This window comes from Sporanaerobacter acetigenes DSM 13106 (genome assembly GCF_900130025.1).
Lineage (GTDB): Bacteria > Bacillota > Clostridia > Tissierellales > Sporanaerobacteraceae > Sporanaerobacter > Sporanaerobacter acetigenes.
On record NZ_FQXR01000008.1, the window covers coordinates 1 to 25,612 of the forward strand.

The 25,612-nt window shown below is 29.4% G+C and carries 28 protein-coding genes, 2 tRNA genes and 1 other annotated feature; of the genes, 29 read left to right on the top strand and 1 reads right to left on the bottom strand.

The window, feature by feature from the left end; translation table 11 throughout:
* Window positions 1-70: 70 nt before the first annotated feature.
* From BUA21_RS08840 to BUA21_RS08865, 6 genes are all read left to right on the top strand, one after another.
* Window positions 71-144, top strand: a tRNA-Cys gene (locus BUA21_RS08840).
* Between the two features lie 5 nt (window positions 145-149).
* A tRNA-Arg gene (locus tag BUA21_RS08845) sits at window positions 150-226 on the top strand.
* A 295-nt stretch (window positions 227-521) separates the two neighbouring features.
* Window positions 522-947, top strand: a complete 426-nt coding sequence (locus tag BUA21_RS08850) for a hypothetical protein (RefSeq protein ID WP_072744469.1) — start codon at window positions 522-524, stop codon at window positions 945-947.
* 28 nt (window positions 948-975) lie between these two features.
* Window positions 976-1,509, top strand: coding sequence for a hypothetical protein (locus BUA21_RS08855; protein ID WP_072744470.1), 534 nt, complete (start codon window positions 976-978; stop codon window positions 1,507-1,509).
* Between the two features lie 147 nt (window positions 1,510-1,656).
* A complete protein-coding gene (locus BUA21_RS08860) occupies window positions 1,657-2,199 on the top strand; it encodes an O-acetyl-ADP-ribose deacetylase (RefSeq protein WP_072744471.1) in 543 nt (180 codons plus the stop codon).
* An 87-nt stretch (window positions 2,200-2,286) separates the two neighbouring features.
* On the top strand, window positions 2,287-2,925 hold the full coding sequence (locus tag BUA21_RS08865) for a zinc dependent phospholipase C family protein (protein ID WP_072744472.1): 639 nt from the start codon (window positions 2,287-2,289) through the stop codon (window positions 2,923-2,925).
* A 185-nt stretch (window positions 2,926-3,110) separates the two neighbouring features.
* Here the strand turns inward: BUA21_RS08865 and BUA21_RS08870 are convergent, their stop codons facing one another.
* Complete coding sequence (locus BUA21_RS08870; RefSeq protein ID WP_072744473.1) at window positions 3,111-4,004, bottom strand: alpha/beta fold hydrolase; 894 nt, start codon at window positions 4,002-4,004, stop codon at window positions 3,111-3,113.
* Window positions 4,005-4,240: 236 nt separating this feature from the next.
* Between BUA21_RS08870 and BUA21_RS08875 the strand changes: the two genes are divergently transcribed.
* The 23 genes from BUA21_RS08875 (at window position 4,241) to BUA21_RS08985 (ending at window position 25,606) form a co-directional block, all read left to right on the top strand.
* Window positions 4,241-5,302, top strand: coding sequence for an MBL fold metallo-hydrolase (locus BUA21_RS08875; protein WP_072744474.1), 1,062 nt, complete (start codon window positions 4,241-4,243; stop codon window positions 5,300-5,302).
* Between the two features lie 13 nt (window positions 5,303-5,315).
* Window positions 5,316-5,525, top strand: coding sequence for a DUF3006 domain-containing protein (locus tag BUA21_RS08880; protein WP_072744475.1), 210 nt, complete (start codon window positions 5,316-5,318; stop codon window positions 5,523-5,525).
* Window positions 5,526-5,595: 70 nt separating this feature from the next.
* Window positions 5,596-5,837 (top strand) — a binding site (T-box leader).
* A gap of 35 nt (window positions 5,838-5,872) precedes the next feature.
* A complete protein-coding gene (asnA, locus tag BUA21_RS08885) occupies window positions 5,873-6,853 on the top strand; it encodes an aspartate--ammonia ligase (RefSeq protein WP_072744476.1) in 981 nt (326 codons plus the stop codon).
* A 50-nt stretch (window positions 6,854-6,903) separates the two neighbouring features.
* On the top strand, window positions 6,904-7,338 hold the full coding sequence (locus BUA21_RS08890; protein WP_072744477.1) for an MltG/YceG/YrrL family protein: 435 nt from the start codon (window positions 6,904-6,906) through the stop codon (window positions 7,336-7,338).
* Between the two features lie 205 nt (window positions 7,339-7,543).
* Window positions 7,544-8,275, top strand: a complete 732-nt coding sequence (locus BUA21_RS08895; protein WP_072744478.1) for a hypothetical protein — start codon at window positions 7,544-7,546, stop codon at window positions 8,273-8,275.
* A 63-nt stretch (window positions 8,276-8,338) separates the two neighbouring features.
* Complete coding sequence (locus BUA21_RS08900; RefSeq protein WP_072744479.1) at window positions 8,339-8,971, top strand: CBS domain-containing protein; 633 nt, start codon at window positions 8,339-8,341, stop codon at window positions 8,969-8,971.
* Window positions 8,972-9,039: 68 nt separating this feature from the next.
* The gene (locus BUA21_RS08905) at window positions 9,040-9,636 is read left to right on the top strand and encodes a BofC C-terminal domain-containing protein (protein WP_072744480.1); all 597 of its coding nucleotides are present in this window, start codon (window positions 9,040-9,042) and stop codon (window positions 9,634-9,636) included.
* A gap of 88 nt (window positions 9,637-9,724) precedes the next feature.
* Window positions 9,725-10,219: a crossover junction endodeoxyribonuclease RuvC gene (ruvC, locus tag BUA21_RS08910; protein WP_072744481.1), complete on the top strand. Its 495-nt coding sequence runs from the start codon at window positions 9,725-9,727 to the stop codon at window positions 10,217-10,219.
* A 13-nt stretch (window positions 10,220-10,232) separates the two neighbouring features.
* Window positions 10,233-10,814, top strand: a complete 582-nt coding sequence (ruvA, locus tag BUA21_RS08915) for a Holliday junction branch migration protein RuvA (RefSeq protein WP_072744482.1) — start codon at window positions 10,233-10,235, stop codon at window positions 10,812-10,814.
* A gap of 20 nt (window positions 10,815-10,834) precedes the next feature.
* The gene (gene ruvB / locus BUA21_RS08920) at window positions 10,835-11,845 is read left to right on the top strand and encodes a Holliday junction branch migration DNA helicase RuvB (RefSeq protein ID WP_072744483.1); all 1,011 of its coding nucleotides are present in this window, start codon (window positions 10,835-10,837) and stop codon (window positions 11,843-11,845) included.
* A 20-nt stretch (window positions 11,846-11,865) separates the two neighbouring features.
* Window positions 11,866-12,066, top strand: coding sequence for a DUF2905 domain-containing protein (locus tag BUA21_RS08925; protein ID WP_072744589.1), 201 nt, complete (start codon window positions 11,866-11,868; stop codon window positions 12,064-12,066).
* Window positions 12,067-12,082: 16 nt separating this feature from the next.
* Window positions 12,083-13,462, top strand: a complete 1,380-nt coding sequence (locus tag BUA21_RS08930; protein ID WP_132996450.1) for a SpoIID/LytB domain-containing protein — start codon at window positions 12,083-12,085, stop codon at window positions 13,460-13,462.
* 14 nt (window positions 13,463-13,476) lie between these two features.
* On the top strand, window positions 13,477-14,502 hold the full coding sequence (gene queA, locus BUA21_RS08935; protein ID WP_072744485.1) for a tRNA preQ1(34) S-adenosylmethionine ribosyltransferase-isomerase QueA: 1,026 nt from the start codon (window positions 13,477-13,479) through the stop codon (window positions 14,500-14,502).
* Between the two features lie 11 nt (window positions 14,503-14,513).
* Window positions 14,514-15,629: a tRNA guanosine(34) transglycosylase Tgt gene (gene tgt, locus BUA21_RS08940; RefSeq protein ID WP_072744486.1), complete on the top strand. Its 1,116-nt coding sequence runs from the start codon at window positions 14,514-14,516 to the stop codon at window positions 15,627-15,629.
* A 65-nt stretch (window positions 15,630-15,694) separates the two neighbouring features.
* Window positions 15,695-16,039, top strand: a complete 345-nt coding sequence (gene yajC / locus BUA21_RS08945; protein WP_327198051.1) for a preprotein translocase subunit YajC — start codon at window positions 15,695-15,697, stop codon at window positions 16,037-16,039.
* 126 nt (window positions 16,040-16,165) lie between these two features.
* On the top strand, window positions 16,166-16,543 hold the full coding sequence (locus BUA21_RS08950; protein ID WP_072744487.1) for a TIGR04086 family membrane protein: 378 nt from the start codon (window positions 16,166-16,168) through the stop codon (window positions 16,541-16,543).
* Between the two features lie 72 nt (window positions 16,544-16,615).
* Entirely contained in the window at window positions 16,616-16,756 is a 141-nt protein-coding gene (gene scfA, locus BUA21_RS08955; RefSeq protein ID WP_072744488.1) for a six-cysteine ranthipeptide SCIFF, read from the top strand.
* A gap of 82 nt (window positions 16,757-16,838) precedes the next feature.
* Window positions 16,839-18,212, top strand: coding sequence for a thioether cross-link-forming SCIFF peptide maturase (gene scfB / locus BUA21_RS08960; RefSeq protein ID WP_072744489.1), 1,374 nt, complete (start codon window positions 16,839-16,841; stop codon window positions 18,210-18,212).
* A gap of 64 nt (window positions 18,213-18,276) precedes the next feature.
* On the top strand, window positions 18,277-19,545 hold the full coding sequence (secD, locus tag BUA21_RS08965) for a protein translocase subunit SecD (protein WP_072744490.1): 1,269 nt from the start codon (window positions 18,277-18,279) through the stop codon (window positions 19,543-19,545).
* 13 nt (window positions 19,546-19,558) lie between these two features.
* The gene (gene secF / locus BUA21_RS08970; RefSeq protein WP_072744491.1) at window positions 19,559-20,446 is read left to right on the top strand and encodes a protein translocase subunit SecF; all 888 of its coding nucleotides are present in this window, start codon (window positions 19,559-19,561) and stop codon (window positions 20,444-20,446) included.
* Between the two features lie 105 nt (window positions 20,447-20,551).
* Window positions 20,552-20,911, top strand: a complete 360-nt coding sequence (locus tag BUA21_RS08975; RefSeq protein ID WP_072744492.1) for a LapA family protein — start codon at window positions 20,552-20,554, stop codon at window positions 20,909-20,911.
* 9 nt (window positions 20,912-20,920) lie between these two features.
* The gene (recJ, locus tag BUA21_RS08980; RefSeq protein ID WP_072744493.1) at window positions 20,921-23,398 is read left to right on the top strand and encodes a single-stranded-DNA-specific exonuclease RecJ; all 2,478 of its coding nucleotides are present in this window, start codon (window positions 20,921-20,923) and stop codon (window positions 23,396-23,398) included.
* Between the two features lie 45 nt (window positions 23,399-23,443).
* Window positions 23,444-25,606, top strand: coding sequence for a RelA/SpoT family protein (locus tag BUA21_RS08985; RefSeq protein ID WP_072744494.1), 2,163 nt, complete (start codon window positions 23,444-23,446; stop codon window positions 25,604-25,606).
* Window positions 25,607-25,612 lie beyond the last annotated feature (6 nt).

A 25,612-nucleotide genomic window follows, 5' to 3' on the forward strand; every position in this document is an offset into this window, starting at 1 on the left:
TTTTGTGTGAATCGCTTAGTTGGAGCCGTTGGTGCTGTCAGTAAGTTCTTTAAGTTAATAAAATTAAAATGGCGGCATAGCCAAGTGGTAAGGCAGAGGTCTGCAAAACCTTTACCCCCAGTTCAAATCTGGGTGCCGCCTCCATATAAGTACCTATAGCTCAACTGGATAGAGTGTCTGACTACGAATCAGGAGGTTCAGGGTTCGAGTCCCTGTAGGTACACCATATAAGACCTTGTAATCTAAATGATTACAAGGTCTTTTATTTATTTAACTAACCTTCGTTCCACAATTTTTTTTCATTTTTTTCCGAAATATAATTTAAACAGATGTTATCATAAATGATGGTTGTATGTATAAACAATAAAAATAATATATATATTATTTTTAAAATATTATGAACATATTGACAATTAAAAAAAATATACATATACTTTATATAAAGATGGATAATATTGCATGATTATTTTTTACTAACTCTAATATCACTAAAAATTTTAATGAGAAAGGGGTAAAAAATTATGAAGAAAAATATAGTGATAGTAATGATTTGTTTGTTGTTACCAATAATGGAGATATGGGGTCATGCAGAAAATATTAATTCCGATGATATTGAGCTTCAATATCATGCTTCATGTGAAGATTCCCCTGATGGTTTACACCTAATGAGTTTGGTTGGTAGAGGATTTTTATATCAAGAAGATGGAAGTGGCAAAATACAGAAAAAGTTAATTGAAAATGGTAACACTTTTAGGTGTGAATATTGTGGGCATTACCTTATATGTACTGGTAGACCACAATTAGGATGGTCAGTAGCAGATTATTTAACAGGTGGGGATATGTATTTTAAAGGCATGTTGTATAATAGCATATTTGAATTTAGAACAGATCGTTCTACAACTTATTATACATCTGACAACACTATAGAAGGATATAGATTTAAATAATAAAAATTCATAATAAGAGGTGTATATTTTGAGAAAAATTAGATATGTTTTAATGGTATGCCTAGTAATATCATTAATTTTAGTTGGATGTAAAAGCAATAGTTCACATAAAGAAGAAATGGTAAAAATAGATGCAACTATAGAATCATATTTTAAAAATTACTATAGCATAGATGATTATAAAATATTAGATAACAATGATGAATCATATAAAAAAGAAATTGATTTAGTCGAGAGCATAAAAGAGTATACTACAGAAGAATTTTATGATAAGCTTAAACTAAAAGGAGGAAGTGGAACTGTAGTAGATACAGCAAAAGGTAAAAAAAGAAATATAAAAGTTGAGAACATTGAATATGAAATAAAAAAACCTGAAGATATTAAGGAATTAAAGGATGAGATAACTTTACAATATACAGCAGACTTTAAATTTTATGATGGGGATAAAGAAGATGTGCTTAAAAAAGAAGGCCAAATACGACTTAAAAAAGTTAATGGAGAATGGAAAGTAGATTATGAACCAGGCTATATACCATATTATATGTTTGAAAAAATAAAATGAGTATTATGATATTAGGGTTAGTATTGATATATTTTAAAGACTATGGGTATAGTCTTTATTTTTTTAAAATTATATAATATAGATAATAAGCAAATATAAAGTTTTGTTTCATAATAAAATATAAGTTTAGAAAGGATGTAGTGGTTTATGTATAAAATTGATGAAACTATCATAAAATTAGTGAAAGGTGATATAACTAAAATTGAGGTTGATGCTATAGTCAATGCTGCAAATAATACATTACTTGGTGGAGGAGGAGTAGATGGAGCAATTCATAGAAGAGGAGGTTCAGAGATACTTGAGCAGTGTAAAAAAATTGGAGGGTGTCCTACTGGAGAAGCTAGAATAACAACTGCAGGCAAAATGCCTAGTAAATATGTCATACATACTGTAGGACCAATTTATAGAGGTGGAAAAAATAGAGAAGAGGAATTGCTTTACAATGCTTATTACAATTCACTTCTTCTTGCAAAAGAGTACAATTTGAAAACTATAGCTTTCCCATCAATTTCAACTGGTGCATATGGATACCCTATTGATAGTGCGTCAGATATAGCTATAAAAGCAGTATTAGATTTTATTGAAAAAGAAAGTTTTATAGAAAAGATTGCATTTGTACTTTTCAATGATTCGGATTATAGAATTTATGAAAACAAATTGAATAAATTGGGATTAGAAGGGAGTTGTTAATTTTATGTAAACTTATCTTTACTTATTGACTTTTCATTGGATATAAGATACTATTTTAATGTATTTACTAAAATTTAAATAAAGGAAGTGTTTGAAATTTTCGCAAATACTCATAAAATAATAGCAAACAATATTTATGATAATGTTTATGAAAATTATGATATTAAATTAGATAAAGATAGTTTACTATGGGGTTCAGTAGCACCAGATGTATTGCCTCAGTTAAAAATTCACAGACACTATCAAAAAGAGAGCTTAGACTATGTAGTAAATGAAATAGTGAAATTAATTTTTTTAGGTAGATATTTAGATATTAGCAAAGATCCCATTACAATGAAGTATTTCAGCAAAAAAATAGGTATAATTTCACATTTTTTAAGTGACTTTGTATGTCTTCCACATGCGGAAAGATGGACTTTTACTGATAGTATGTTTAAACATATATCTTATGAGTCCAAACTTAATGAGTATGCAAGAGAATATAGATTTAAAGAAAATGTTATTTTAGTTGATGATATTGATATTTTTCAAGATAAAAAGATAAATCTTAAAAAACTAGCTAAGTTATACATTGAAGATGTAGTTAAAGAATATTCTTTTAAAAAAGGATTTGAAAGTGATCTTAACTATTCTTTTTCACTATGCCAAAACTTATCTTGTTTTATAATTGATACTATAAATATTTATAGTGAGGCTACAAAAAGAAAATTTGCATTTGAATTTTAATGTTTTTTGTAAAAATAACACAACTATGACAATTCTTTGACAATTGGATATATAGGGTTGCATAGAGAAATCAATAGGCTATGAATGCGAAAACCAAGCGATTAGCTTTTCCTTCTATGTGTAAAATATCCAAGGTACTAAAGATATTGAAATTATCAGCCTTTGAATGAGGAAGCTAAATACTTCTATAATTGGTTGTAGTTCACGAATTCTAATGTTTTATTTAAGATAAATTTTTTAAACCACAAATGAGATGTCATATGTCCTGATGGTAATTTATATCTTTTGGGTTTATTCATTTTGTTCCACAAGTCCTTAGATGATTTTTGTGGAATGAAGGGATCAAATATAGCACTAAACATCAATATTTTATTTGGATTTAAGTCCTTAGCAAATAATGAAGGATCATATCTAAAACAACTGGGTAAATTCTCTAAATCTTCAATGCACGAGAAACTTCTAGCACTTATATCGAATTTTTTGTGTAGTTCATGGCATCTTTCTATATTGCAGCTATCTTCATCTTCATATCTAATTCTTAGTACTTTAGTTGCAATACTTTTCCAAGTTATATATTCGAAATTTCCACCAGTTACTACAAGTATTCCTTTATCTATACGCTTATCTAATGCCAATGAGATAGTGCTTATCATTCCACCAAAACTAAATCCCATTATGTGGATTTTTTTCATGCCGAGATTTTCTAAATAATCTACGCAAGTTAGTGTATCTACTACTGATTGATAAAATCTTTTTTCAATATCTGAAGCTGTACCTGATAAAAATGAAATGTTTTCATTTTGTGGCATCCTATCTAAATGATATGGAAGAACTAGCATCATAGTTGTATATCCTGATTTAGATAAATTTATAGGATAATATTTTAGGTATTCAAAATTTCTATGACCTAATCCATGGACGAACACTAGGCTTTCATTAGATTTACCTTGAAATAAAAGTGCTTTCCCATTGTCTACATTTTTATCATTTGAACTAAAAGCACTATTCCAAGAAATTTCTTTATGATCACATTTATCTATAGTTTCAAAAGTTACATTTTTTCTAGAAATATTATACAATATTATCAGTCCTTTCTTATAGTTATAGGAAAGTTCTAGCTTTTCTTAATGTAAAACTTCCCCAAATGGGTTTCGATAGACTCTCTCGATTGTCAAAATGTTTTTATTGGAAGTCTTTTTTATTATATAGGGTTATTCTACAAAATCATCAGAAATCCTTTATTGAAAAAGATATTGATTAGTATTGGAATACAAAATATAATGTACATAGATAGACTAAAATAGGAGGCTAAAACATGAAAAAAATTAGTAATATCAAATTTATTTTAATTGTTGCAATTTTAGCAGCATTGATACTCTCAGCTTGTCAATATGATTTAGAAGATGCTATTAATGATAATTTGGAACAAAAAGGAGATTTAATTGTACATTTTATAGATGTAGGGCAAGGAGATAGTATATTTATACAATTGCCCAATGGAGAAACATCTTTAATAGATGGTGGAACTAGAGCTAGTGGAGAAAATATTGTAAAATATTTAAAGGAACAGAATGTAGAGAAAATTGACTATCTTATAGCAACACATCCTCATGAAGATCATATAGGAGGATTGCCTAAAGTAGTTAAAAACTTTGAAATAGGGAAAATATATATGCCTGATGCAACTGCAAATACTAATATCTTTCAAGAATTGTTGAAGGAAATCAAAAATAAAGATAAGAAGGTTAGTATTGCTAAAGGCGGAGATATAATATTAAATGACTCAGGTGTTAAATATGAAATATTGGCACCTAATGGTGAAAAATATGGGGAAACAAACGATTATTCAGTAGTTACTAAATTGACTTATAAAGGCAATTCTTTTTTATTTACAGGAGATGCTGAAAAAACTAGTGAAAACGAGATGATGGATAAAGGATACAATTTAAAATCAGATGTTTTAAAAATTGGCCATCACGGAGGCAGTACTTCTACTTCAAATGAATTTTTGTTAAAGGTAAGTCCAAAATATGGGGTTATCAGCTTAGGTAAGGACAATACATATGGTCATCCTCATAAAGAGACTATTGCAAGGCTCAATGAACAAAATGTGACAGTTCTTAGGACTGATGAGCTAGGGACTATAGTTATGAATTCTGATGGAAAAAATATAAACGTAAATAAAGAAATAAAAGGAGAAAATACTGAGAGTGAAACACAAAATATAAAAAAATATTATATAGGTAATATAAACACTAAAGTGTATCACTCTCCAGATTGTAATTATTTGCCTAAAGAAGAAAATCAAATAATATTAAAGTCAAAGAAAGAAGCGGAAGATAAGGGTTTTAGGCCACATGACAAATGTATAAAATAAGGAGGAATACATTATGAAGGGTGTAGTGGATAGAATTGAAGGAGAATATGTTGTTTTAGAAGTAGAAGATAAGATATTAAATTTTAAAATCAATTTATTTCCACCTGATATTGAAGAGGGAGATGTAGTTGAAGAAAAGAATGGACAATTTTTTATTTTAAAAGAGGAGACATATATAAGAAAAGAGAGTATTGAAAAAATGTTTAGAGACTTGCTAGAATGAGGTGGTACTAATAAAAAAGACTGTTGACAACACTTCAACTATTTAGTACAATACAGTATAAATCAAATAATTAAAAACTAAGAAGAGAAGATTAGTCTATAAGTGGAGTTGTAGAGAGTCGGTAATGGTGGAAATCCGATACAAAACTATAGCTGAAGAACATCTCTGAGTTTCTAATCGAAATTTTAAAAAAAGAGTAGGTTTAGACGGTTCTGACCCGTTAAAAATCAGACAGTATCGAGAAATCTGTACTGGTTGAAAGAGTATTGTTAAGCAAGGTGGTACCACGGAAGATAGCCTTTCGTCCTTTTGGATGAAGGGCTTTTTTATTTAAAGGAGGAATTGAAATGAAAAATGTTTTAGATGTAAAAGAAACACAAATTGCAATTAAAAAATTGAAAGACTTTTTTGAGAATACTCTGGCAAAAAAATTAAATCTTGTTAGGGTTTCTGCTCCATTATTTGTAAGGCCTGAATCAGGATTAAATGATAATTTAAGTGGAAAAGAAGAACCAGTATCATTTACAATGAGAAATTATGAAGAAAAAGTAGAAATAGTTCAATCTCTTGCAAAATGGAAGAGAATGGCTCTAAAATGGTATGATTTTAAAGTAGGCGAAGGATTATATACAGATATGAATGCTATACGACCAAGCGAGAAATTGGATAATATACATTCTATATATGTAGATCAATGGGATTGGGAGAAAACTATTTCTAAAAGTGATAGAAATGAAGAATATTTAAAGCGGGTTGTTGAAGATATCTATGAAGTTTTTTTAGAAACAGAAAAATATATAAATAAATTATATCCATTTTTAACTCATAAACTGCCTGATAAAATTACTTTTATTACATCTCAAGAATTGGAAGATATGTATCCTAAAGAAGATTGTAAAAAGAGGGAACATAATATTTGCAAAGAAAAAGGTGCAGTATTTTTGATGAAGATTGGGGAAAATTTAAAATCCGGTAAACCTCATGATGGGCGAGCACCGGATTATGATGATTGGGAGTTAAATGGTGATATTTTATTTTGGGATGATGTTTTAAATCAAGCATTGGAATTATCAAGTATGGGTATTAGAGTTGATAGTATTGCATTGATGAAACAATTGAAATACACAAATTCTGAGGAACGTTTAAAATTAAAATATCATAAATTGTTAGCACAGGATAAATTACCGTTTTCTATAGGGGGAGGTATTGGACAATCAAGAATTTGCATGTATTTTTTAGAAAAACAACATATTGGAGAAGTACAAGCTTCTGTTTGGACAGAAGACATTGTAAATAAATGTATAAACGAGAATATATTTTTACTTTAGGCGATATTTGTAGTAAAATGTAATTAAAAAGGTAGGGGGTTAGAACTGAATTGAAAGGAAAATTGAAAATAGTCTATATGATATTGGGAATAGGAATAGGAATTATTTTAACCAGTTTTGTTTTTGCCATGAAACCAAATGTCAAGTACAAAGAATATACAAATGAAGAAATAATGGATAGAGCTAAAGAATTGGGCATGGTATCAGTCAAAGAGAATATAAATGTAGATGATGTTAGAGAGAATCTCAAAGAGGATATTGAGCTAGAGAACAATAGTGAAATTACTATAAAAATTGGAAACAATGAAACTTTGTCTAAAATAGCGGACGGATTATTTGAAAGTGAAATAATAGATGATAAAGGTGAATTTATACAATTTGTTAAAGATAAAGGAATGGAAACTAAACTTAGGCCAGGTACTTATAGTTTGAAAAAGAATATGAGTTATACAAGTATTATAAAGATACTTACAAAGACTAAATAGGAATATTATATTTTTCCTATTTAGTTTTTTGTTTGATAAATTTCTACAAACTTTGTTTTTTTAAATAAAAAAATTATGTTTTTTTACCAATTTCGAAAATTATGTAGTATAATAATATGTACGTTAAAAAAGATATTTATTTAACTGAAAAAAGGGGTTTAAACTCTCGTTTTTTTGGCAACAATTGCTAGGGGAGGGATATTTTATGGCTACATCAACGGTAAATCTTTGGAAAATGTATGAAGGATTAAAATACAATTTTTTGTTTAATAATGACATAAATTCCATACATATCCTCCTTAATTTGTATGATCTAGAAGAAAATATAAATAATATATGTCCGAAATATACATGTATAAAAGATGTAAAAAGGGGAATTAAATATTTATTAAGATATAGAGAAGACAAAGATTTAGTGACTAATAAAATTGTTTATTTAATACATGAAGATGTAGATAGACTGGAATTATGTTTTTATTTAGAAGGTTATAAATATGGTTATTATAATAATAAATGGGTAAATATATTAGAGGAGAAGACCCTTAATTATTATACTATAGAAGAAATTTATAATAAAAAATATTTATTTCAATATAATATAAATGTAGAGGACATAAAGATTATAAAGAATAAATTTGATTTAGAGATTGATTATTTAGAGGATAAATGTAAATACATAGAAGGATTAACAGATTATTTTTCTGACCAGATTATAAAAAACAAGATATACAAATTAAACGATTATATAGATAGACAGTTGAAAATGGACTTTAATTCTTATTCAAGTATAAAAGAAGAAGGGAGTAGGTTTTCACAAGATGAGTTGAATAAACTTTACAACTTAATTGTTAAATATTTATATAAAAATGTAATTCAAATATATAAAAATGCAAGTTGGTATGGTTTAAATGATAAAGTTTTAAACAGATATTCATAATTTTGAAGGAATTTTGGGATGAGTATTGAATAATATCTAATATCATGAAAGGGGGCTTTATAAATGTATGTAAGAAATCATATGTTAGCAAAAAATAAGTTGACAACAGTTGATGTCAATGAAAGTATTGGAAGTGCTTTGGAAAAAATCGGGAAGGGGGATTTTTTATCTTTACCTGTATTTGACGGAGTAGAATTTAAAGGAATTCTGATGAAAGAAGGAATTTATAGGCATTATTTTGAAACTGGTTGTATGGATAAAGCTAAATTTTTAAATGAAGTTAAAGTCAAAGATTTGTATATAGATAAATATAAATCTATACTTGACAGTGAATTGATTGAGAATGCTTCATATTTATTAAATGAATTTAGAACACCATTTTTGCCGGTGTTTGATTCAAATAACAATTTCGTAGGTATTTTGACTCACACTGCTATTTTTGATGCTTTTTCAGAGATATTTGGTCTTGGAAAAGGCACTAGAATTATGGTGAATTTGTTTGATATACCTGGTCAAATTGCAAAGCTAACAGAAGTTATAAGAAGAGAAAATGTGAATATCATGAACTTAGCGGTAATGGATGCTAAAGTATTAGATGTATATAAAGTAGTCATAAGGGTTGATTCAGAAGATGTAGAAGATTTAGTCGATAAGATAGAAAAATCAGGATTCAAGATTGCAGGTATAGTTAAATAAAATAAAAATGTATAAATATTTTTAAATTGGCAAAAATATCCCTCTAGATAGTATTGGAGGGATATTTTATGAAAAGGAGATATATATTTCTCGTTTTTATAGTGTGTTTAACTATGTTTTTAATAAGTTTCTATTATGGCTATCGTTTTACTGGTAAAAATATAAATAAGAGGCCTGATGTTCGCAATGAGTGGATATTTGAAAACTCAATAGATAAATCTAATGATTTAGAGATAGTAAAAGAAGATATGAGGGTTTCACCAAATACTATTGTAGAAAAAAATATATATTATACACAATGCAATCATACCTTGAAAGATAAATCCAAAGCTGATGGGAAAATAATAAATATGACGGAAAAGGAATATAAAGATTATATGAATAAAAACTATCCAAGTGTGGATATAGTTTCTTTTTCTGTGGAAAATATTGTGTTAAGAGAAGAACGAAATTATCTTTGCCCAAATCATTATATAATTGGTGAGTCAGATGGGAAAATAGCTATATTTAAAATAGGCGACAATGGAGAAAAAATATTGAGTAAGGTCTATAAAGATTATCCACTGTCTTTACTTAAAGAAATTGATCAAAAAAAGCTAAAGGAAGGGATAGTTATTGACAGTGAAGAGGAACTTTCTGATGTTTTAGAAAATTTTATTAGTTGATTAAAAAGACTAAGTTGGTTTAGCTGGCTTAGTCTTTTTAATTAAATATGTTAAAATAGAATGAGAAAACTTTTGAAAGGAGACAAATATGATTATTTTAGGAATAGACCCAGGAATAGCTATTGTAGGATATGGGCTCATAGAATGCAAAGGAAATAAATTTAATGCTATAGAATATGGAGCAATAACTACAGATTCAAAATGCCCTTTTCCTTATAGAATAAAAACAATATATGAAGAGATGATATCGTTGATAGACAAATATAATCCTACAGATTTAGCTGTAGAGGAGTTGTTTTTTAATAAGAATGTGAAGACGGCCATAAAAGTTGGACAAGCAAGGGGGGTGGAAATACTAGCTGCAGTCAACAAAGGAGTAAATATATATGAATATACACCTTTACAGATAAAACAGGGAGTAGTAGGCTATGGTAGAGCAGATAAAAAACAAGTTCAAGAGATGGTTAAGATGCTACTTAATTTGAAAGATATACCTAAACCAGATGATGTTGCAGATGCACTAGCAGTAGCACTATGTCATGGAAGTAGTTTGAAATTCAAAGAAATGTTTAGAATGAGATGATAGGGGTGTTTTTATGTATGATTATATACTGGGAGAAGTAGTAGAAATAAGGGAAGATTATTTGGTTCTTGACAATAATGGAATTGGATATAAAATATATACATCTAAAAATTCTCTATCAACTTTAGTTGATAAGGAACGTGTAAAAATATATATATATTTCAATTTAAGAGAAGATGGCATATTTCTTTATGGATTTTTAACTAAAGAAGAGTTAAATATGTTTGAATTGTTACTTTTGGTGTCTAAAATAGGACCTAAGATAGGAATAGGTATACTTTCTACATTGAGTCCAAATGAAATTAAATTAGCCATAATTAATAATGATGTAGATTCTCTATGTAAGGCACCGGGAATTGGAAAGAAAACTGCAAATAGAATAATACTTGAATTAAAAGATAGAATAGATGATAATATAAATATTGACGATACTTTAGATTTTATAGATGATACTAATGTAGAAGAAGCTATACGTGCATTATGTGCATTAGGATATACAAAGAAGGAAATAGATGAAGTGATTTGTAAAATAGATATAAAAGACTTGACGACAGAAGATATAATAAAATCTGTTTTGAAAAGAATGTCTAAATAAAAAGGAAAGGTATTGATATTATGAATGATGTTGAGAATAGGATTGTTGCTGGGTCTTTGAGAGTGGAAGATGCAGAAAATGATATTTCATTGAGGCCAAAGTGGATAGATGAATATATTGGACAAGATAAAGTAAAACGTAAGCTAAATATTTTTATAAGAGCTGCAAAGGAAAGAAGAGAACCACTAGATCATGTTCTTCTATATGGTCCTCCAGGATTGGGTAAAACTACATTGGCAAATATTATTGCCAATGAAATGGGGGTTAATATAAGAGTTACTTCAGGTCCTGCAATTGAAAGGCCAGGAGATTTAGCTAGCATTTTAACCAATTTAGCAGAAGATGATGTTTTATTCATAGATGAAATACATAGACTAAATAGAAGTGTAGAAGAAATATTGTATCCTGCTATGGAGGATTTTGCATTAGATATAATCATAGGCAAAGGTCCCAGTGCAAGATCTGTACGACTAGACTTGTCAAAGTTTACATTAATAGGTGCTACCACAAGAGCAGGCTTATTGACGTCTCCTCTTAGAGATAGATTTGGGGTTATATTAAACCTTGATTTATATGATATGGAAGATTTAATGAAAATAATTGAGAGATCAGCTGGAATTTTAAATATAAAAATTGAAAGTAAGGGTGCTTTAGAAATTGCAAAACGCTCTAGGGGTACTCCACGAATTGCTAATAGACTCTTAAAAAGAGTTAGGGATTATGCTCAAGTGGTAGAAGATGGAATTATAACTGAAGAGGTTGCTAAAAGTGCCCTTAAGATGTTGGAAATAGATGAGTTAGGGTTGGACAATGTGGATAAGAAAATAATTTTAACCATGATCGAAAATTTTTGTGGGGGACCAGTGGGATTAGATACTATTTCTGCAGCTACAGGAGAAGAAAAAACTACTATAGAAGATGTCTATGAGCCTTATTTGCTGCAAATAGGATTTATCAATAGAACTCCTAGGGGTAGAATAGTTACAAAAAAGGCTTATGCTCACTTCAATATTCCTTATGATGAAGAATAGAGGTGTAGAATGTGGATTTTATGGGAAGAACATTGATAACAATTGGAGTAGTTTTATTAATTATAGGTGGAATCATGATATTGGGGGAAAAAGTTGGGCTCGGGAAGTTGCCAGGAGATATTTTTATTCAAAAAGGTAATTTTACTTTTTTCTTTCCTATTGTATCTTCAATTGTTATAAGTTTAATACTTACTTTAATATTAAATTTATTTAGAAGATAAGAGGAGATGTATTTATTTGAAGAAAATACTGTTCTTTTTAATGGTATTGCTACTTGTTATTAATATTAATTGTACAAGTTCTTATGCAAAAGATATGTACAATGATGAATATATAAAGGTAAAATTACAAAGACCTATTAAATCAAATAATTGTATAAGTTTAAAAAGTGAAAATGGGTTTGTTATTTCTTCTTTTGATGGTTATTTAAAAGAGATGGACAAGCTTATAGTAAATGAGATAATCTTAACCTTAGGAGATAATGATAGCATTTCTATAAAAGATAAAAACGATTATATATTGTATTCCTTTGGCAATAATGATAATATATATATCTCTTCTATAGATGAATTTGAACCAATTGTTAAAGTTGAAAATGATAGCTATAGAGACTATTTAACTTTTGTACGAAATGAAAATAAAATAGATGTTATAAATTATGTTTCTCTTAATCACTATTTATATGGTGTGGTTTCCAGAGAGATGCCTTCAACTTTTCCGTTAGAATCATTAAAAGCTCAAGCGATAGCATCCAGAACTTTTGCACTTAAGAATATGAATAAACATATAAAAGAGGGCTATAATTTATGTGATTCTACTGATTGTCAAGTATATGGTGGATATGATAGTGAAACTGAAATAACAAATAGAGCTGTTGACGAGACTAGTGGTATAGTATTAAAATATAACAATGAGCTTATAGAGGCAAGTTACCATTCCAACAGTGGTGGGTATACAGAAGATAGTTCTAATGTATGGGGAACATCGTATCCATACTTAAGGGCTGTGGAAGATGAGTTCTCAATAGGTTTACCCAATAGCAATTGGCAGATAATATTGTCTAGTAGTGATATTCGAAATAAGCTTTTAAAAAATAATATCAATATAGGAGATATAATATCATTAAATTCTATTGAAATATCGGAGAATGGAAGAGTTGTTAAACTAAAGATTGTTGGGACAAAGGGTGAAATTGTATTAGAAAAGGATAAGATAAGACAAGTATTTGGGTATAGCGATATTAAAAGTAATTGGTTTGATATAAGAAAAATTGATGGAAACAATTTAGATAATGTTATAGAAGAAGTATATGTTATGGATGCAATAAAAACGGTTAAAATAAAATTAAATGATTCCTATGCTACTAGTGGAGAAAAGGCAAAAATTTTTTCTAATAGAGAGGGTTTTAAGAGAATTGTTACTGATAAAGGAATCGAAGATATAAATAAAGCTCAAGCTTTAAATGGTAGCCCACAATTTGTCATAGAAGGAAAGGGTTATGGTCATGGTGTTGGAATGAGCCAGTGGGGAGCTAAAAAAATGGGAGAACTAGGATATACCCATGATGAAATCCTTAAGCATTATTATAGTGGAGTAGAGTTGACTACATTGTATTAGTAAAGGATGATTATATGAGAAAAGAAGACTTTTATTATGATTTGCCTGAAGAATTGATTGCACAACATCCTATTTTAAATAGAGAAGATTCAAGGCTTATGGTTTTAGATAAAGCTACGGGTTCTGTTGAACATAGATATTTTAGGGATATAATTGACTATTTAAATGAAGGAGATTGTTTAGTTTTAAACGATACTAGAGTTATTCCGGCAAGATTGTTTGGCAGTAGAAAAGGAAAAGATGAGAGTATAGAGTTTTTGTTGTTAAAGAAGATAGATAAAAACAGATGGGAAACCTTGGTTAAGCCTGGAAAGAAGGCAAGGCCAGGAGCTAAAGTGATATTTGGAGATGGAGAACTTGAAGGTAATGTGTTATCAACTGGAGAGGATGGAACTAGAATTGTAGAGTTTGAGTATGAGGGTATTTTTGAAGAAATACTAGATAAACTTGGAGAAATGCCGCTACCTCCATATATAAAAGAAAAATTAGAAGATAAAGAGAGATATCAAACAGTATATTCAAAAAAAGAGGGTTCAGCAGCTGCACCTACTGCAGGGCTTCATTTTACAAAAGAGTTATTACAAAAAATTGAAAATAAAGGAATTAAGATTGTTTATCTAACACTGCATGTAGGACTTGGAACATTCAGACCTGTAAAAGAGGAAAATATAGAGGATCATCATATGCACTCCGAATATTTTGAATTGTCCAAAGAGGCAGCAGAAATTATAAATAATACGAAAAAAAGTGGAGGAAGAGTTATTGCAGTAGGAACTACTTCTACAAGAACTTTAGAGTCTATATGGGCACAAGAAAATTTAGTTGTTCCTAAAAGTGGCTGGACAGATATATTTATATACCCAGGGTATAAATTTAAAGTAGTTGATTGCCTTATTACTAATTTTCATTTGCCAGAGTCAACATTGATAATGCTTGTAAGTGCATTGGCGGGTAGAGAAAAAATTCTAAATTCTTATGATATTGCTGTAAAAGAAAAATATAGATTTTTTAGTTTTGGAGATGCAATGTTTATTAAATAAGGAGGAACACTATGGCTGTAAGATTTGAACTACTAAAAGAATCTAGTGAATGTAATGCAAGGCTTGGGAAACTCTATACACCACATGGTGTTATTGAAACCCCAATATTTATGCCTGTTGGTACCAGAGCTACTGTGAAGGCCATGACGCCCGAGGAAGTAAAAGATTTAGGAGCTCAAATAATACTTTCTAATACTTATCATTTGTATTTAAAACCAGGTCATAAACTTATTGAGGAAGCAGGCGGTTTACATAAATTTATGAATTGGGATAAGCCAATACTTACAGATAGTGGAGGTTTTCAAGTTTTTAGTTTAGGAAAATTGAGAAAAATTTCTGAAGAAGGGGTGGAATTTAGATCTCATATAGATGGTTCAAAACATTTTATAAGTCCAGAGAAATCCATAGAGATACAAAACTCACTAGGTTCTGATATAATGATGGCTTTAGATGAGTGTACACCTTATCCTAGCGATTATGAATATACAAAAGAATCTTTGGAAAGGACTACAAGATGGGCTAAAAGGTGCAAAGAATATCATAAAGATTGGGATCGACAAGCTCTTTTTGGAATAGTACAAGGTGGAATGTATAAGGATTTGAGAGAGCAAAGTATAAAAGAAATTACAGATTTAGATTTGCCGGGATATGCTATTGGAGGTTTGAGTGTAGGGGAACCAAAGGAACTTTATAGAGATATGTTGAGCTTTACAGCTCCAAAGTTGCCTAAAAATAAGGCAAGGTATTTAATGGGAGTTGGAAGCCCTGATTATTTATTTGATGCAGTGATTAGTGGTATAGATATGGCAGATTGTGTATTGCCAACAAGAATTGCAAGAAATGGAACAGTCCTAACTAGTCACGGCAAATTAGTTATAAAGAATGCTGAGTATAAGAGGGATTTTGGAAAATTAGATCCTGAATGTGACTGTTATACTTGCAAGAATTATTCTAGGGCATATATAAGACATCTTTTTAATGTAGATGAGATATTAGCTGCTAGATTAGCTACCATTCACAATTTATATTTTTTGATAAAGCTTATGGAAAACATAAGAACTGCAATCAAAGAAGATAGATTGTTGGAATATAGGGAACAATTTTATAAAAAATATGGATATATTTAATAAAATTAAGAAGGATTTATTATATTTTTATTGAATAATAAAATAGAACAAAGGAGGGAAAGATTTTGACAGCACAACAAATGCAAAGTCTAATTTTACCAATAGCGTTTTTAGTGATTTTTTATTTTCTAGCCATAAGACCTCAACAAAAAAAGGAAAAAGAAATAAGACAGATGAGGGAGAGCTTAAGTAATGGTGATGAGATAATTACCATTGGAGGAATTTATGGGAAAATAGTAAAGGTAAAAGAAGATATTTTGACAATTGAAGTAGGTTCTGACAAGACAAAGTTAGATATTACCAAGTGGGCAGTTGGTAGTGTTATTAACAAGAAAGAAACAAAAAAAGGCACAGAAAAAAACGACAAAGAAGAAACAAAAAACGATTCAAATGAAAAAGATGACAAATAATTTTTTAAAAAAGGCTTCCTTGATTTTTAATGTTTTCATTGGAAGCTTTTTTTATTGTTTGTATTTTGTAATAAATTTCACTATTTCGAAATAAACATTCATTATAGAGTGTAGGAGGTGAAATTTATGGAAATCAAAAAAACTGATTATATACGTTATATTCTCAAGGGTTTAGCTGTTTCTTATATAATTACATTTGCTATGATTTTAATAATATCATTGCTATTAACTTATACATCACTTAAAGAAAGTACTATTCCTATAATAAATACTATAGCAATGATAGGGAGTATTGTCTGTGGTTCTATATATTTAACTTTAAATACAGGAGAAAAAGGCTGGCTAAATGGAATGTTAATTGGGTTTTTATATTTTTTGATACTTTTAATTTTAAATAAGACTTTTATAAAAACTTTTAGTTTTAATACCTACTCATTTTCTAAATTGATGATCTCTTTAGTCACAGGTATAATTGGAGGCATGATTGGTATCAATTTAAAATAGAACTTTAAATATGAGCTGTTTTATGGTATAATTTATGAAGTATAAATTCAACAAAAAAGGAGGCCTTTTAGAATGAAGCACATTAAAACTATTGGAGGAAGAAATTTAAAAGAAACAATAGCTAAAGGTGGATGCGGAGAATGCCAAACTTCTTGCCAATCAGCTTGTAAGACTTCTTGTACTGTTGGAAACCAAAAGTGCGAGAACAAATAGGACGATAAAAAGGTGGTGGTTAAATCCACTACTTTTTAATTTATACTTTCTTTTTTAGAGGAAAAGTAGTAGGAGGAATTTTATGTTAGATACAAAAAAAATCCACAAATTTTATTTAAATAATAAATATATTGTACTTGATGTAAATAGTGGTGCTGTACATGTAGTTGATAAAATAGCTTACGATTTAATTGATTTTTGCGAAGATACAAGTTTAGAGGATATAGAAAATATATTTAAGGACAAGTATTCTAAAAATGATATTTATGAAGCCTATGATGAAATAGTCAAGCTAAAAGAAGAAGGGCTTCTTTTTTCAGAAGGAGTAGATTTAAGTGGCATTAGCTATAACAGTCAAAATGTAGTAAAAGCACTTTGCCTTCATGTTGCCCATGATTGTAACTTAAGATGTAAATACTGTTTTGCATCACAAGGAGACTTTAAAGGTGAAAGGCTTTTGATGCCTTTAGAGGTGGGTAAAAAAGCATTAGAATTTATAGTGAATTCTTCTGGAAATAGAAGGAACTTAGAAGTTGATTTCTTTGGTGGAGAGCCGCTTATGAATTTTGATGTGGTAAAAGAGTTAGTTAAGTATGGAAGAGAATTAGAAAAAGAATACAATAAAAGATTTAGATTTACAATAACAACTAATGGCGTTTTACTGGATGAAGAAAAAATGAATTTTATAAATGAAAATATGGACAATGTAGTTTTAAGTCTCGACGGCAGAAAAGAAGTAAATGATACGATGAGAACGACTGTTTCCGGTGGTGGAAGTTATGATATAATAGTTCCAAAATTCATCGAAATGGCTAAAAAAAGGGAAGACAGAGATTATTTTGTTCGAGGAACTTTTACAAGAAATAATTTAGATTTTAGTGAAGATATTTTAGAATATTACAAATTAGGATTCGAGAAAGTATCTATGGAGCCTGTAGTTACAGATCCCAAAGAAAATTATGCTATAAAAGAAGAAGATTTGGAAATAATCCTTAAGGAATATGAGAAGTTCTCAAAAGAATATATAGAAATCAAAAAAGTGGACAAGGACTTTACATTTTTTCATTTCATGATTGATTTAAATCAAGGTCCTTGTATGATAAAGAGATCAGTAGGTTGTGGAGCAGGTTCTGAATATATGGCAGTTACACCAGAGGGAGATTTGTATCCTTGCCATCAATTTGTTGGTGAAGAAGATTTTAAACTTGGGAATGTATTTGAAGGCATTAAAAATACAACTATAAGAAATAAGTTCAAAACCTCAAATGTATTTACTAAGGAAGATTGTAAAAATTGTTGGGCAAAGTTCTATTGTAGCGGCGGATGCCATGCAAATGCTTATTATTCCAATAAAGATTTTGATAAGCCCTATAAACTTGGCTGTGAAATGGAAAAAAAGAGAATTGAATGTGCTATTTCAATATTAGCTAATTTAGAAGAGCAAGAAAACATTTAAGTTGACTATAAAATGAGATAAATATATAATTTAATAGTATTAGATATTAGAGGGAGGAAGATGAATGAAGCTAAAGAGTGCTATTATATTTATTTTAATAATTGCAATAGTTGTTTTCGGCTCTTATACAGCCATAAATGGAATAACTATTGGAAAAGCTAAAATTCCAAGTGCTAGAGAAGCTATAGATTTAGGTCTTGATTTAGCTGGAGGGGTTTATGTAATTCTAGAAGCTCAAACAGATGTAAAAGGTGCAGAGCTTCAAAAGATTATGGAGCAGTCAAAGGCAGTAATAAACGAGAGGGTTAATGGACTTGGAGTATCAGAACCTAATATTGTTATAGAAGGAAATGATAGAATAAGAATTGAATTGGCAGGAGTAAAGGATGTACAAGAAGCAATAGATATGATAGGGAAAACTGCACAACTTAAGTTTATAGATGCAGAAGGAAATGAAGTTATAACAGGACAAAATGTAAAGAGTGCAGAAGTTCAATATCAAAGAAATAGAGAAACTCAAAAAGATCAACCAGTAGTAGCTCTAGAATTTGATAAGGAAGGATCTAAAAATTTTGCAGATGCTACTAAAAAATTAGTAGATAAAACAAATTTAGAAGAGAAAATCATTTATATAGTATTAGATAATCAAGTATTGTCTGCACCAGTAGTTAAATCTGTTATTGATGATGGCAAATGCGTTATAGAAGGAAGCTTTACTGTTGAAGATGCTAGTAGATTGGCTACTTTGATAAGGGCGGGTTCATTACCTGTAGAGATGAAAGAAATACAATCATCACTTATAGGGCCAACATTAGGGTTAGAAGCCCTTGACAAAAGTATATATGCTGCATTTATAGCTATTATGATAATATTTTTATTTATGCTTCTATACTATAGAATTCCAGGACTAATTGCTGATATTGCATTGACAATCTATATACTATTGGTATTGCTTGGAATGCAGATATTAAATGCTAAGCTTACATTGCCAGGAATTGCAGGACTTATATTGTCTGTAGGTATGGCTGTGGATGCAAATGTGTTGATATTTGAGAGAATAAAAGAGGAATTAAGGCTTGGAAAATCTATAGGTGCATCAATTGAATCTGGATTTAAGAGAGCATTATCATCAGTACTTGACTCAAATATAACTACATTGATTGCTGGATTTGTATTGTATGGTTTTGGAACAGGACCTATAAGAGGATTTGGCGTTACATTGATACTTGGTATTATAGCATCAATGATTACAGCTGTTTTAATTACAAAACAATTATTAAAACTTGCAGTTAATATATTTGGTACAAAAAATTCTAAACTATATGGGGCATAAAAGAGAGGTGAATATGGTGAAAATTGTTGAAAACAGAAAAGTATTTTTTGGTATTTCCTTAGCTATTATTATTTTTGGAATGATAATGTTTGCTGTAAATGGTTTAAACAAAGGTATAGATTTTGCAGGCGGTACACTTATACAAATAAGAATTGGAAAAATTGTTCCAGTTGATGAAGTTAGAAAAATTACAGACGACTATGACAAAGAGGCAAGCATTATTCACTCTGGTCCCAATAAAGACGAAGTAATAATAAAAAGTACAAAGGATTTTACCAATAAAGAAATAAATGAAATTTTTGATAAATTTAAAGAAAAATATAACTTAAAAGATGATAGCCCGCTACAGGCTCAAAAATTTAGTCCTACAATGGGAGATGAAATAAGAGAGAAAGCACTATTATCAGCGGCTATAGCTGTTGTTGCAATGCTTATTTATATTACTTGGAGATTTGAGTTTAAATTTGCATTAGCTGCTATTATTGCACTAGCTCATGATGTTTTAATTACTCTATCTGTGTATGCTATATTTAAAATACCAGTAAATAGCTCTTTTATTGCTGCTATTTTGACTATACTGGGATATTCTATAAACGATACTATAGTTATATTTGATAGAATAAGAGAAAATTTAAAGATATCTAAGAAAGATCCTTATGAGAAAGTAATTAATTATAGTATAAAACAATCTATGACTAGAACAATAAATACATCTTTAACTACTCTAACAGCTATTTTGATGCTTTATATATTTGGAGTTGAAGATATAAAGGTTTTAGCTTTGCCATTAATCATAGGAGTTATTTCAGGAACTTATTCATCAATATTTATAGCAAGCCCTCTTTGGTATGTAATGAAATCTAAGGAAAAAAACACAGGATATAATCCAAAAAGAGCTTAAAACTGCCGAAAGGCAGTTTTTTCTTCATAAAAAGCAATTAGCTCTTTTATTTTGGGTAAAAAGAATGTAAAATAGTAATAAATTATGCATTAGGGAGGATTTAGTATGCAATGGGGATTTATATTATCTTTAATATTTGCTACACTGGTGACAATATTTGCATTAAGAAATGCAAACGAAGTGTTAATTGACTTTTTATTTGGGAAAGTAAATATATCTCAAGCATTAGTTATTTTTATATCGGCTATATTAGGGGCAGTTATTGTAGCCATTATGGGAGGTATAAGGAATTTAAGATTAAAAAAGGAAGTAAAAGAATTAAACAAAAAATTGGAGTTGCTTGTACAAGAAAATAAGAATTATCAAATTCTTCTAACAGAAAATGAGCACTCTGAAGAGCAAGATATAGTTGCAAATGATGAGAAATTTGAAGAAAGTAACAATGAAAACAAAGAAGAACTTTGAGGTGATTAAATGATAAGATTCGACAAGGTATATAAATTATATGACAAGGATTACTCTCAAATAGATACCTTGTGTGGAAAATTAGATATTTCTCCACTTACTGCAAAGGTGTTGATAAATAGGGGCTTTAATACAATAGAAAGTTGTGAGGATTTTTTAAATACTGATTTAAAAAATTTAAATGATCCTTTTTTATTAAAAGGAATGGAAGAAGCTGTTGAGAGAATATCTAAGGCCATTGAATCTGGTGAAAAAATATGCATTTACGGAGATTATGATGCTGATGGAGTTACAAGTACATCTATATTATATATTTTTTTAAAAAAACTTGGTGCTAACTGCTTTTATTATCTTCCAAATAGATTAAAGGAGGGATATGGTCTAAATATAGAGGCCATAGACAATATAGCTAAATTAAATACTTCTCTTTTCATAACAGTTGATTGTGGTATAACAAATATTTGTGAAGTAGATTATTTAAATGAAAAAGAAATTGATGTAATAGTTACAGATCATCATCAATGCATAGACACATTGCCTAAAGCAGTTTCTGTTATAAATCCAAATAGGGTGGATTGCTCTTACCCTTTTAAAATGTTGGCGGGTGTGGGAGTTGCATTTAAACTCATTCAAGGATTGTCAAAAAAATTTGGTATTGGAGTAGATTATGAGGAAATATTACCTATAGTCACTATTGGAACTGTAGCAGATGTAGTGCCTTTAGTAGGGGAAAATAGGATTATAGTTAAGAATGGGTTGAATTTTATGAAAAGTACCGCTAATTTAGGAGTTAGAGCTCTTTTAGAAGTAGCGGGTCTTAAAGACAAAAACATATCATCATATCATATAGGTTTTGTATTGGGACCTAGATTGAATGCAGGTGGAAGATTAGGAGTAGCTACTATAGGTGTTAAAATGTTTACTACAGATGATTACAATGAGGCTTTGTCCCTTGCGGAGTATTTAGATGAAGAAAATAGAAAAAGACAGGAAATAGAAGAAGAAATATTAAAGGATGTTGAGAAATTAATAGAAAAAGAGATAGATTTGGGAAAAGAAAAAGTGATAGTTTTAGCTTCTGATAAATGGCACTCTGGTGTTATAGGAATTTGTGCTTCTAAGATAACAGATAAATATTTCAAACCTTCTATATTGTTTTCTATAGAAGGGGATGTGGCTCGGGGTTCTGCTAGAAGTATTCCAACATTTGATATACATAATGGATTAAGTAGATGTAGTGATGTATTGGAGAAATTTGGCGGGCATAAACAAGCTGCTGGGATGCTTATAAAAACAGAAAATATAAATGAATTTAGAAAAAAGATAAATGTAGTTGCAGATGAGTTTTTAGATGATGATGATTTGATACCAGAGATATCCATAGATTCTGAACTCGAATCACGTGATATAGATATAAAAACTATAAGTGAATTGAAAAAATTAGAACCCTTTGGGATGAATAATCCTTCTCCTCAATTTATTTATAGAACTGCAAAAATAAAGAATATCAGGCAAATGGGTAAAGATAATTCACATTTAAAATTATTGTTAGAAAAAGATGGTTTCGCATTTGACACGATAGGTTTTAATTTTGGAGATTATGGAAACATTTTAAGTAATGAGGATGAAGTAAATATTGTTGGAAATTTGGATATCAATGATTATATGGGAAATGTAAGTCCGCAATTGATAATTAGAGAAATAAATTGGGTTAAATATGATATATCTAAGATAGATGATGAATATTATTCTGCTTTCAAAAAGTATTTAAATAAAAATAGTTTAAATTTTGAACAAGATAAAAAAGATATTAATTTTACTGACAAATCAAATAGATTGGATTATATTATTGAACTTCTAAAAAAACATGAAAATGTTTTAGTATTGGTTTATAATTATATAAACATTTCAAATGTCTGTGAAGCTATTCAATTGGAAGGTAGAGACGTAATAAAGAAAACATCAATTTCTTATAATATTGATGATAACAATAAGGTGAATAGTATAGTTGTGCTCCCGATATTAGCTGATATTGACTTTAAAAACTATGAAAAAGTAATATTTTATGATTTAAGTTTTGATACTAATAATTTTTTATATTTCAGGGACAAGATAGAAGAAACAAAGATAGAAACACTTTTTTATAAAGATGACATAGCTGCAAATCAAGAAATATTATTAAATATGTTGCCGACAGTAGATGAAATGAGAATTATATATAAATCATTTTTAACAGCAAAGAGCGAGAACATAAAAATTGAACCTTATGTATATTTGAAATCTATTAATGAAAGATTAGGTAAGAAAATTACAAAATCTAAATTAGACATGACTATGGAACTATTTAAAGATTTGAATTTTATAGATTTTACTTTAAAAGATAATAATTATTATGTTAAAATTTTGGAAGTACCTAATGAAAAAATTGACATATTGGAAACACCTAAAGTAAAATATCTACATAGTCTAAAAAATAGTTGTATGTAAGTATTCATTCTTGTTAAACAATATATATTGAAATGAGTGGTAAGTATGATAGAAAATCTTATTTTAAAAATTGAACAGTATAATCCTCAAGCTGATATGAAACAGATAATTAAGGCATATAATTTCGCTGAGTCAGCTCATGAAGGCCAGTACAGAAATTCAGGAGAAAAATTTTTTATTCATCCATATAATGTGGCTATGATACTTGCAGATTTAAATATGGATACTTCAACCATTATAGCAGGATTGCTTCATGATGTATTGGAAGATACTGATGTGACATATGAAACGCTAGCAGAAGAATTTGGAGAAGAAGTTGCTAATTTAGTGGAAGGAGTCACAAAATTAAAAAAATTAAATTATAAAACTAAGCAAGAAAGTCAAGCTGAAAACTTAAGAAAAATGGTAGTTGCTATGGCCAAGGATATTAGAGTTATAATCATAAAATTGGCTGATAGACTTCACAATATGAGGACATTGGAATATATGAGCGATGAAAAGAAAAAAGAAAAAGCCTTAGAAACTCTTGAAATATATGCACCTTTAGCTCATAGACTTGGTATTTCAAAGATTAAATGGGAACTTGAGGACTTATCTTTAAGATATTTAGATCCAGAAGGCTATTATGATTTAGTGGATAAAGTATCTAAACAGAGAAAAGAGAGAGAAGCATATATACAGTTTATAATAGATATGCTTAAGACGAAGATTGATGAAATGGAGATACCCTGTGAAATAAGTGGTAGACCTAAAAGTTTTTATAGTATCTATAGAAAAATGGTATATCAAAATAAAAATTTTGAACAAATTTTTGACTTAACTGCTATAAGGGTTATAGTAGACACTGTAAAAGATTGTTATGGGGTTCTTGGAATAGTTCATACTATGTGGAAACCTATTCCTGGAAGATTTAAGGATTATATAGCTATGCCTAAACCCAATATGTATCAGTCACTTCATACTACAGTCATTGGACCTCAAGGCGAACCTTTTGAAGTTCAAATAAGGACTTGGGAAATGCATAGAACTGCAGAGTATGGTATTGCAGCTCATTGGAAGTATAAAGAAGGAACAATTAAAGCAGATAATTTTGACGAAAAACTTACTTGGCTAAGACAAATGCTTGAATGGCAAAAAGAGATGAAGGATCCTAAAGAGTTTATGGAATCATTGAAAATAGATTTCTTCACAGATGAAGTCTTTGTCTTTACACCAAAAGGTGATGTTATAAATTTACCCAATGGATCTACCCCTATAGATTTTGCTTATAGGGTTCATACAGCGGTTGGGAATAATTGTGTAGGTGCTAAAGTGGATGGTAGAATTGTACCATTGGATTATAAGTTGAAAAATGGAAATATTGTAGAAGTTATAACATCAGCAAATAGTACAGGTCCTAGTAGGGACTGGTTAAAGATTGTAAAGAGTAGTCAGGCTAAAAGCAAGATTAGACAATGGTTTAAAAGGGAAGAAAGAGACTTAAATATCGTTAAGGGGAAGGATATACTCGAAAAAGAGGTAAAAAGGCAAGGATATAAATTAACTGAAATGTTAAAAGAGGATTGGTTAAAATCTATTGCAAGCAAACTTAGCTTGAGTAGTGTAGATGACTTGTATGCTGGATTAGGATATGGTAGCATAACATTGTCTCAGGTGATTCCCAAATTAAAAGAATTTCACAAGGATTATTATAAATTGAGAGATGAAAAAAATCTTCTTGAATCTAATTCTAATGTTTATGCTCCTAAGAAAGAGAATAGATTTACTCAAGGAGTTACTGTAAAAGGAGTTGACAATATAAAAGTTCGTTTTTCCAAATGTTGCAATCCTGTTCCAGGAGATGAAATAGTTGGATATATAACTAGAGGGAGAGGTGTATCAGTTCATAGAAAAGATTGTCCTAATATAAAAGACTTGGCAAGCCATGAAAGATATATTGAAGTTGAGTGGGCCACAAACGAGAAGGCTTCTTACCAAGCAGAAATTCAAATAAAAGCTTCTGATAGGCCTGGATTGTTGACAGATATCACTCAAAGAATAACAGATGTAAATTTAACAGTGACTTCTTTAAATGCAAGAACCAATAAAGAAAAATTAGTGGTTATGAATATAACTCTTGAGACCAAAGATGTAGAGCAATTAAAGGATTTGATGAAAAAGATTAAAAGAATAAAAGGAGTAATTGATGTATATAGAGTGACCACTTAAGGAAAG

Excerpts from the sequence above, each read along its gene's own strand:
- asnA (WP_072744476.1), top strand. The coding sequence starts at position 5,873 with ATGAAAAATGTTTTAGATGTAAAAGAAACACAAATTGCAATTAAAAAA.
- BUA21_RS08905 (WP_072744480.1), top strand. The coding sequence starts at position 9,040 with ATGAAAAGGAGATATATATTTCTCGTTTTTATAGTGTGTTTAACTATG.
- BUA21_RS08860 (WP_072744471.1), top strand. The coding sequence starts at position 1,657 with ATGTATAAAATTGATGAAACTATCATAAAATTAGTGAAAGGTGATATA.
- BUA21_RS08985 (WP_072744494.1), top strand. The coding sequence starts at position 23,444 with ATGATAGAAAATCTTATTTTAAAAATTGAACAGTATAATCCTCAAGCT.
- queA (WP_072744485.1), top strand. The coding sequence starts at position 13,477 with ATGAGAAAAGAAGACTTTTATTATGATTTGCCTGAAGAATTGATTGCA.
- ruvB (WP_072744483.1), top strand. The coding sequence starts at position 10,835 with ATGAATGATGTTGAGAATAGGATTGTTGCTGGGTCTTTGAGAGTGGAA.
- ruvC (WP_072744481.1), top strand. The coding sequence starts at position 9,725 with ATGATTATTTTAGGAATAGACCCAGGAATAGCTATTGTAGGATATGGG.
- secD (WP_072744490.1), top strand. The coding sequence starts at position 18,277 with ATGAAGCTAAAGAGTGCTATTATATTTATTTTAATAATTGCAATAGTT.
- secF (WP_072744491.1), top strand. The coding sequence starts at position 19,559 with ATGGTGAAAATTGTTGAAAACAGAAAAGTATTTTTTGGTATTTCCTTA.
- BUA21_RS08850 (WP_072744469.1), top strand. The coding sequence starts at position 522 with ATGAAGAAAAATATAGTGATAGTAATGATTTGTTTGTTGTTACCAATA.
- scfA (WP_072744488.1), top strand. The coding sequence starts at position 16,616 with ATGAAGCACATTAAAACTATTGGAGGAAGAAATTTAAAAGAAACAATA.
- BUA21_RS08975 (WP_072744492.1), top strand. The coding sequence starts at position 20,552 with ATGCAATGGGGATTTATATTATCTTTAATATTTGCTACACTGGTGACA.
- BUA21_RS08875 (WP_072744474.1), top strand. The coding sequence starts at position 4,241 with ATGAAAAAAATTAGTAATATCAAATTTATTTTAATTGTTGCAATTTTA.
- BUA21_RS08900 (WP_072744479.1), top strand. The coding sequence starts at position 8,339 with ATGTATGTAAGAAATCATATGTTAGCAAAAAATAAGTTGACAACAGTT.
- BUA21_RS08950 (WP_072744487.1), top strand. The coding sequence starts at position 16,166 with ATGGAAATCAAAAAAACTGATTATATACGTTATATTCTCAAGGGTTTA.
- BUA21_RS08895 (WP_072744478.1), top strand. The coding sequence starts at position 7,544 with ATGGCTACATCAACGGTAAATCTTTGGAAAATGTATGAAGGATTAAAA.
- BUA21_RS08925 (WP_072744589.1), top strand. The coding sequence starts at position 11,866 with ATGGGAAGAACATTGATAACAATTGGAGTAGTTTTATTAATTATAGGT.
- ruvA (WP_072744482.1), top strand. The coding sequence starts at position 10,233 with ATGTATGATTATATACTGGGAGAAGTAGTAGAAATAAGGGAAGATTAT.
- tgt (WP_072744486.1), top strand. The coding sequence starts at position 14,514 with ATGGCTGTAAGATTTGAACTACTAAAAGAATCTAGTGAATGTAATGCA.
- scfB (WP_072744489.1), top strand. The coding sequence starts at position 16,839 with ATGTTAGATACAAAAAAAATCCACAAATTTTATTTAAATAATAAATAT.
- BUA21_RS08880 (WP_072744475.1), top strand. The coding sequence starts at position 5,316 with ATGAAGGGTGTAGTGGATAGAATTGAAGGAGAATATGTTGTTTTAGAA.
- recJ (WP_072744493.1), top strand. The coding sequence starts at position 20,921 with ATGATAAGATTCGACAAGGTATATAAATTATATGACAAGGATTACTCT.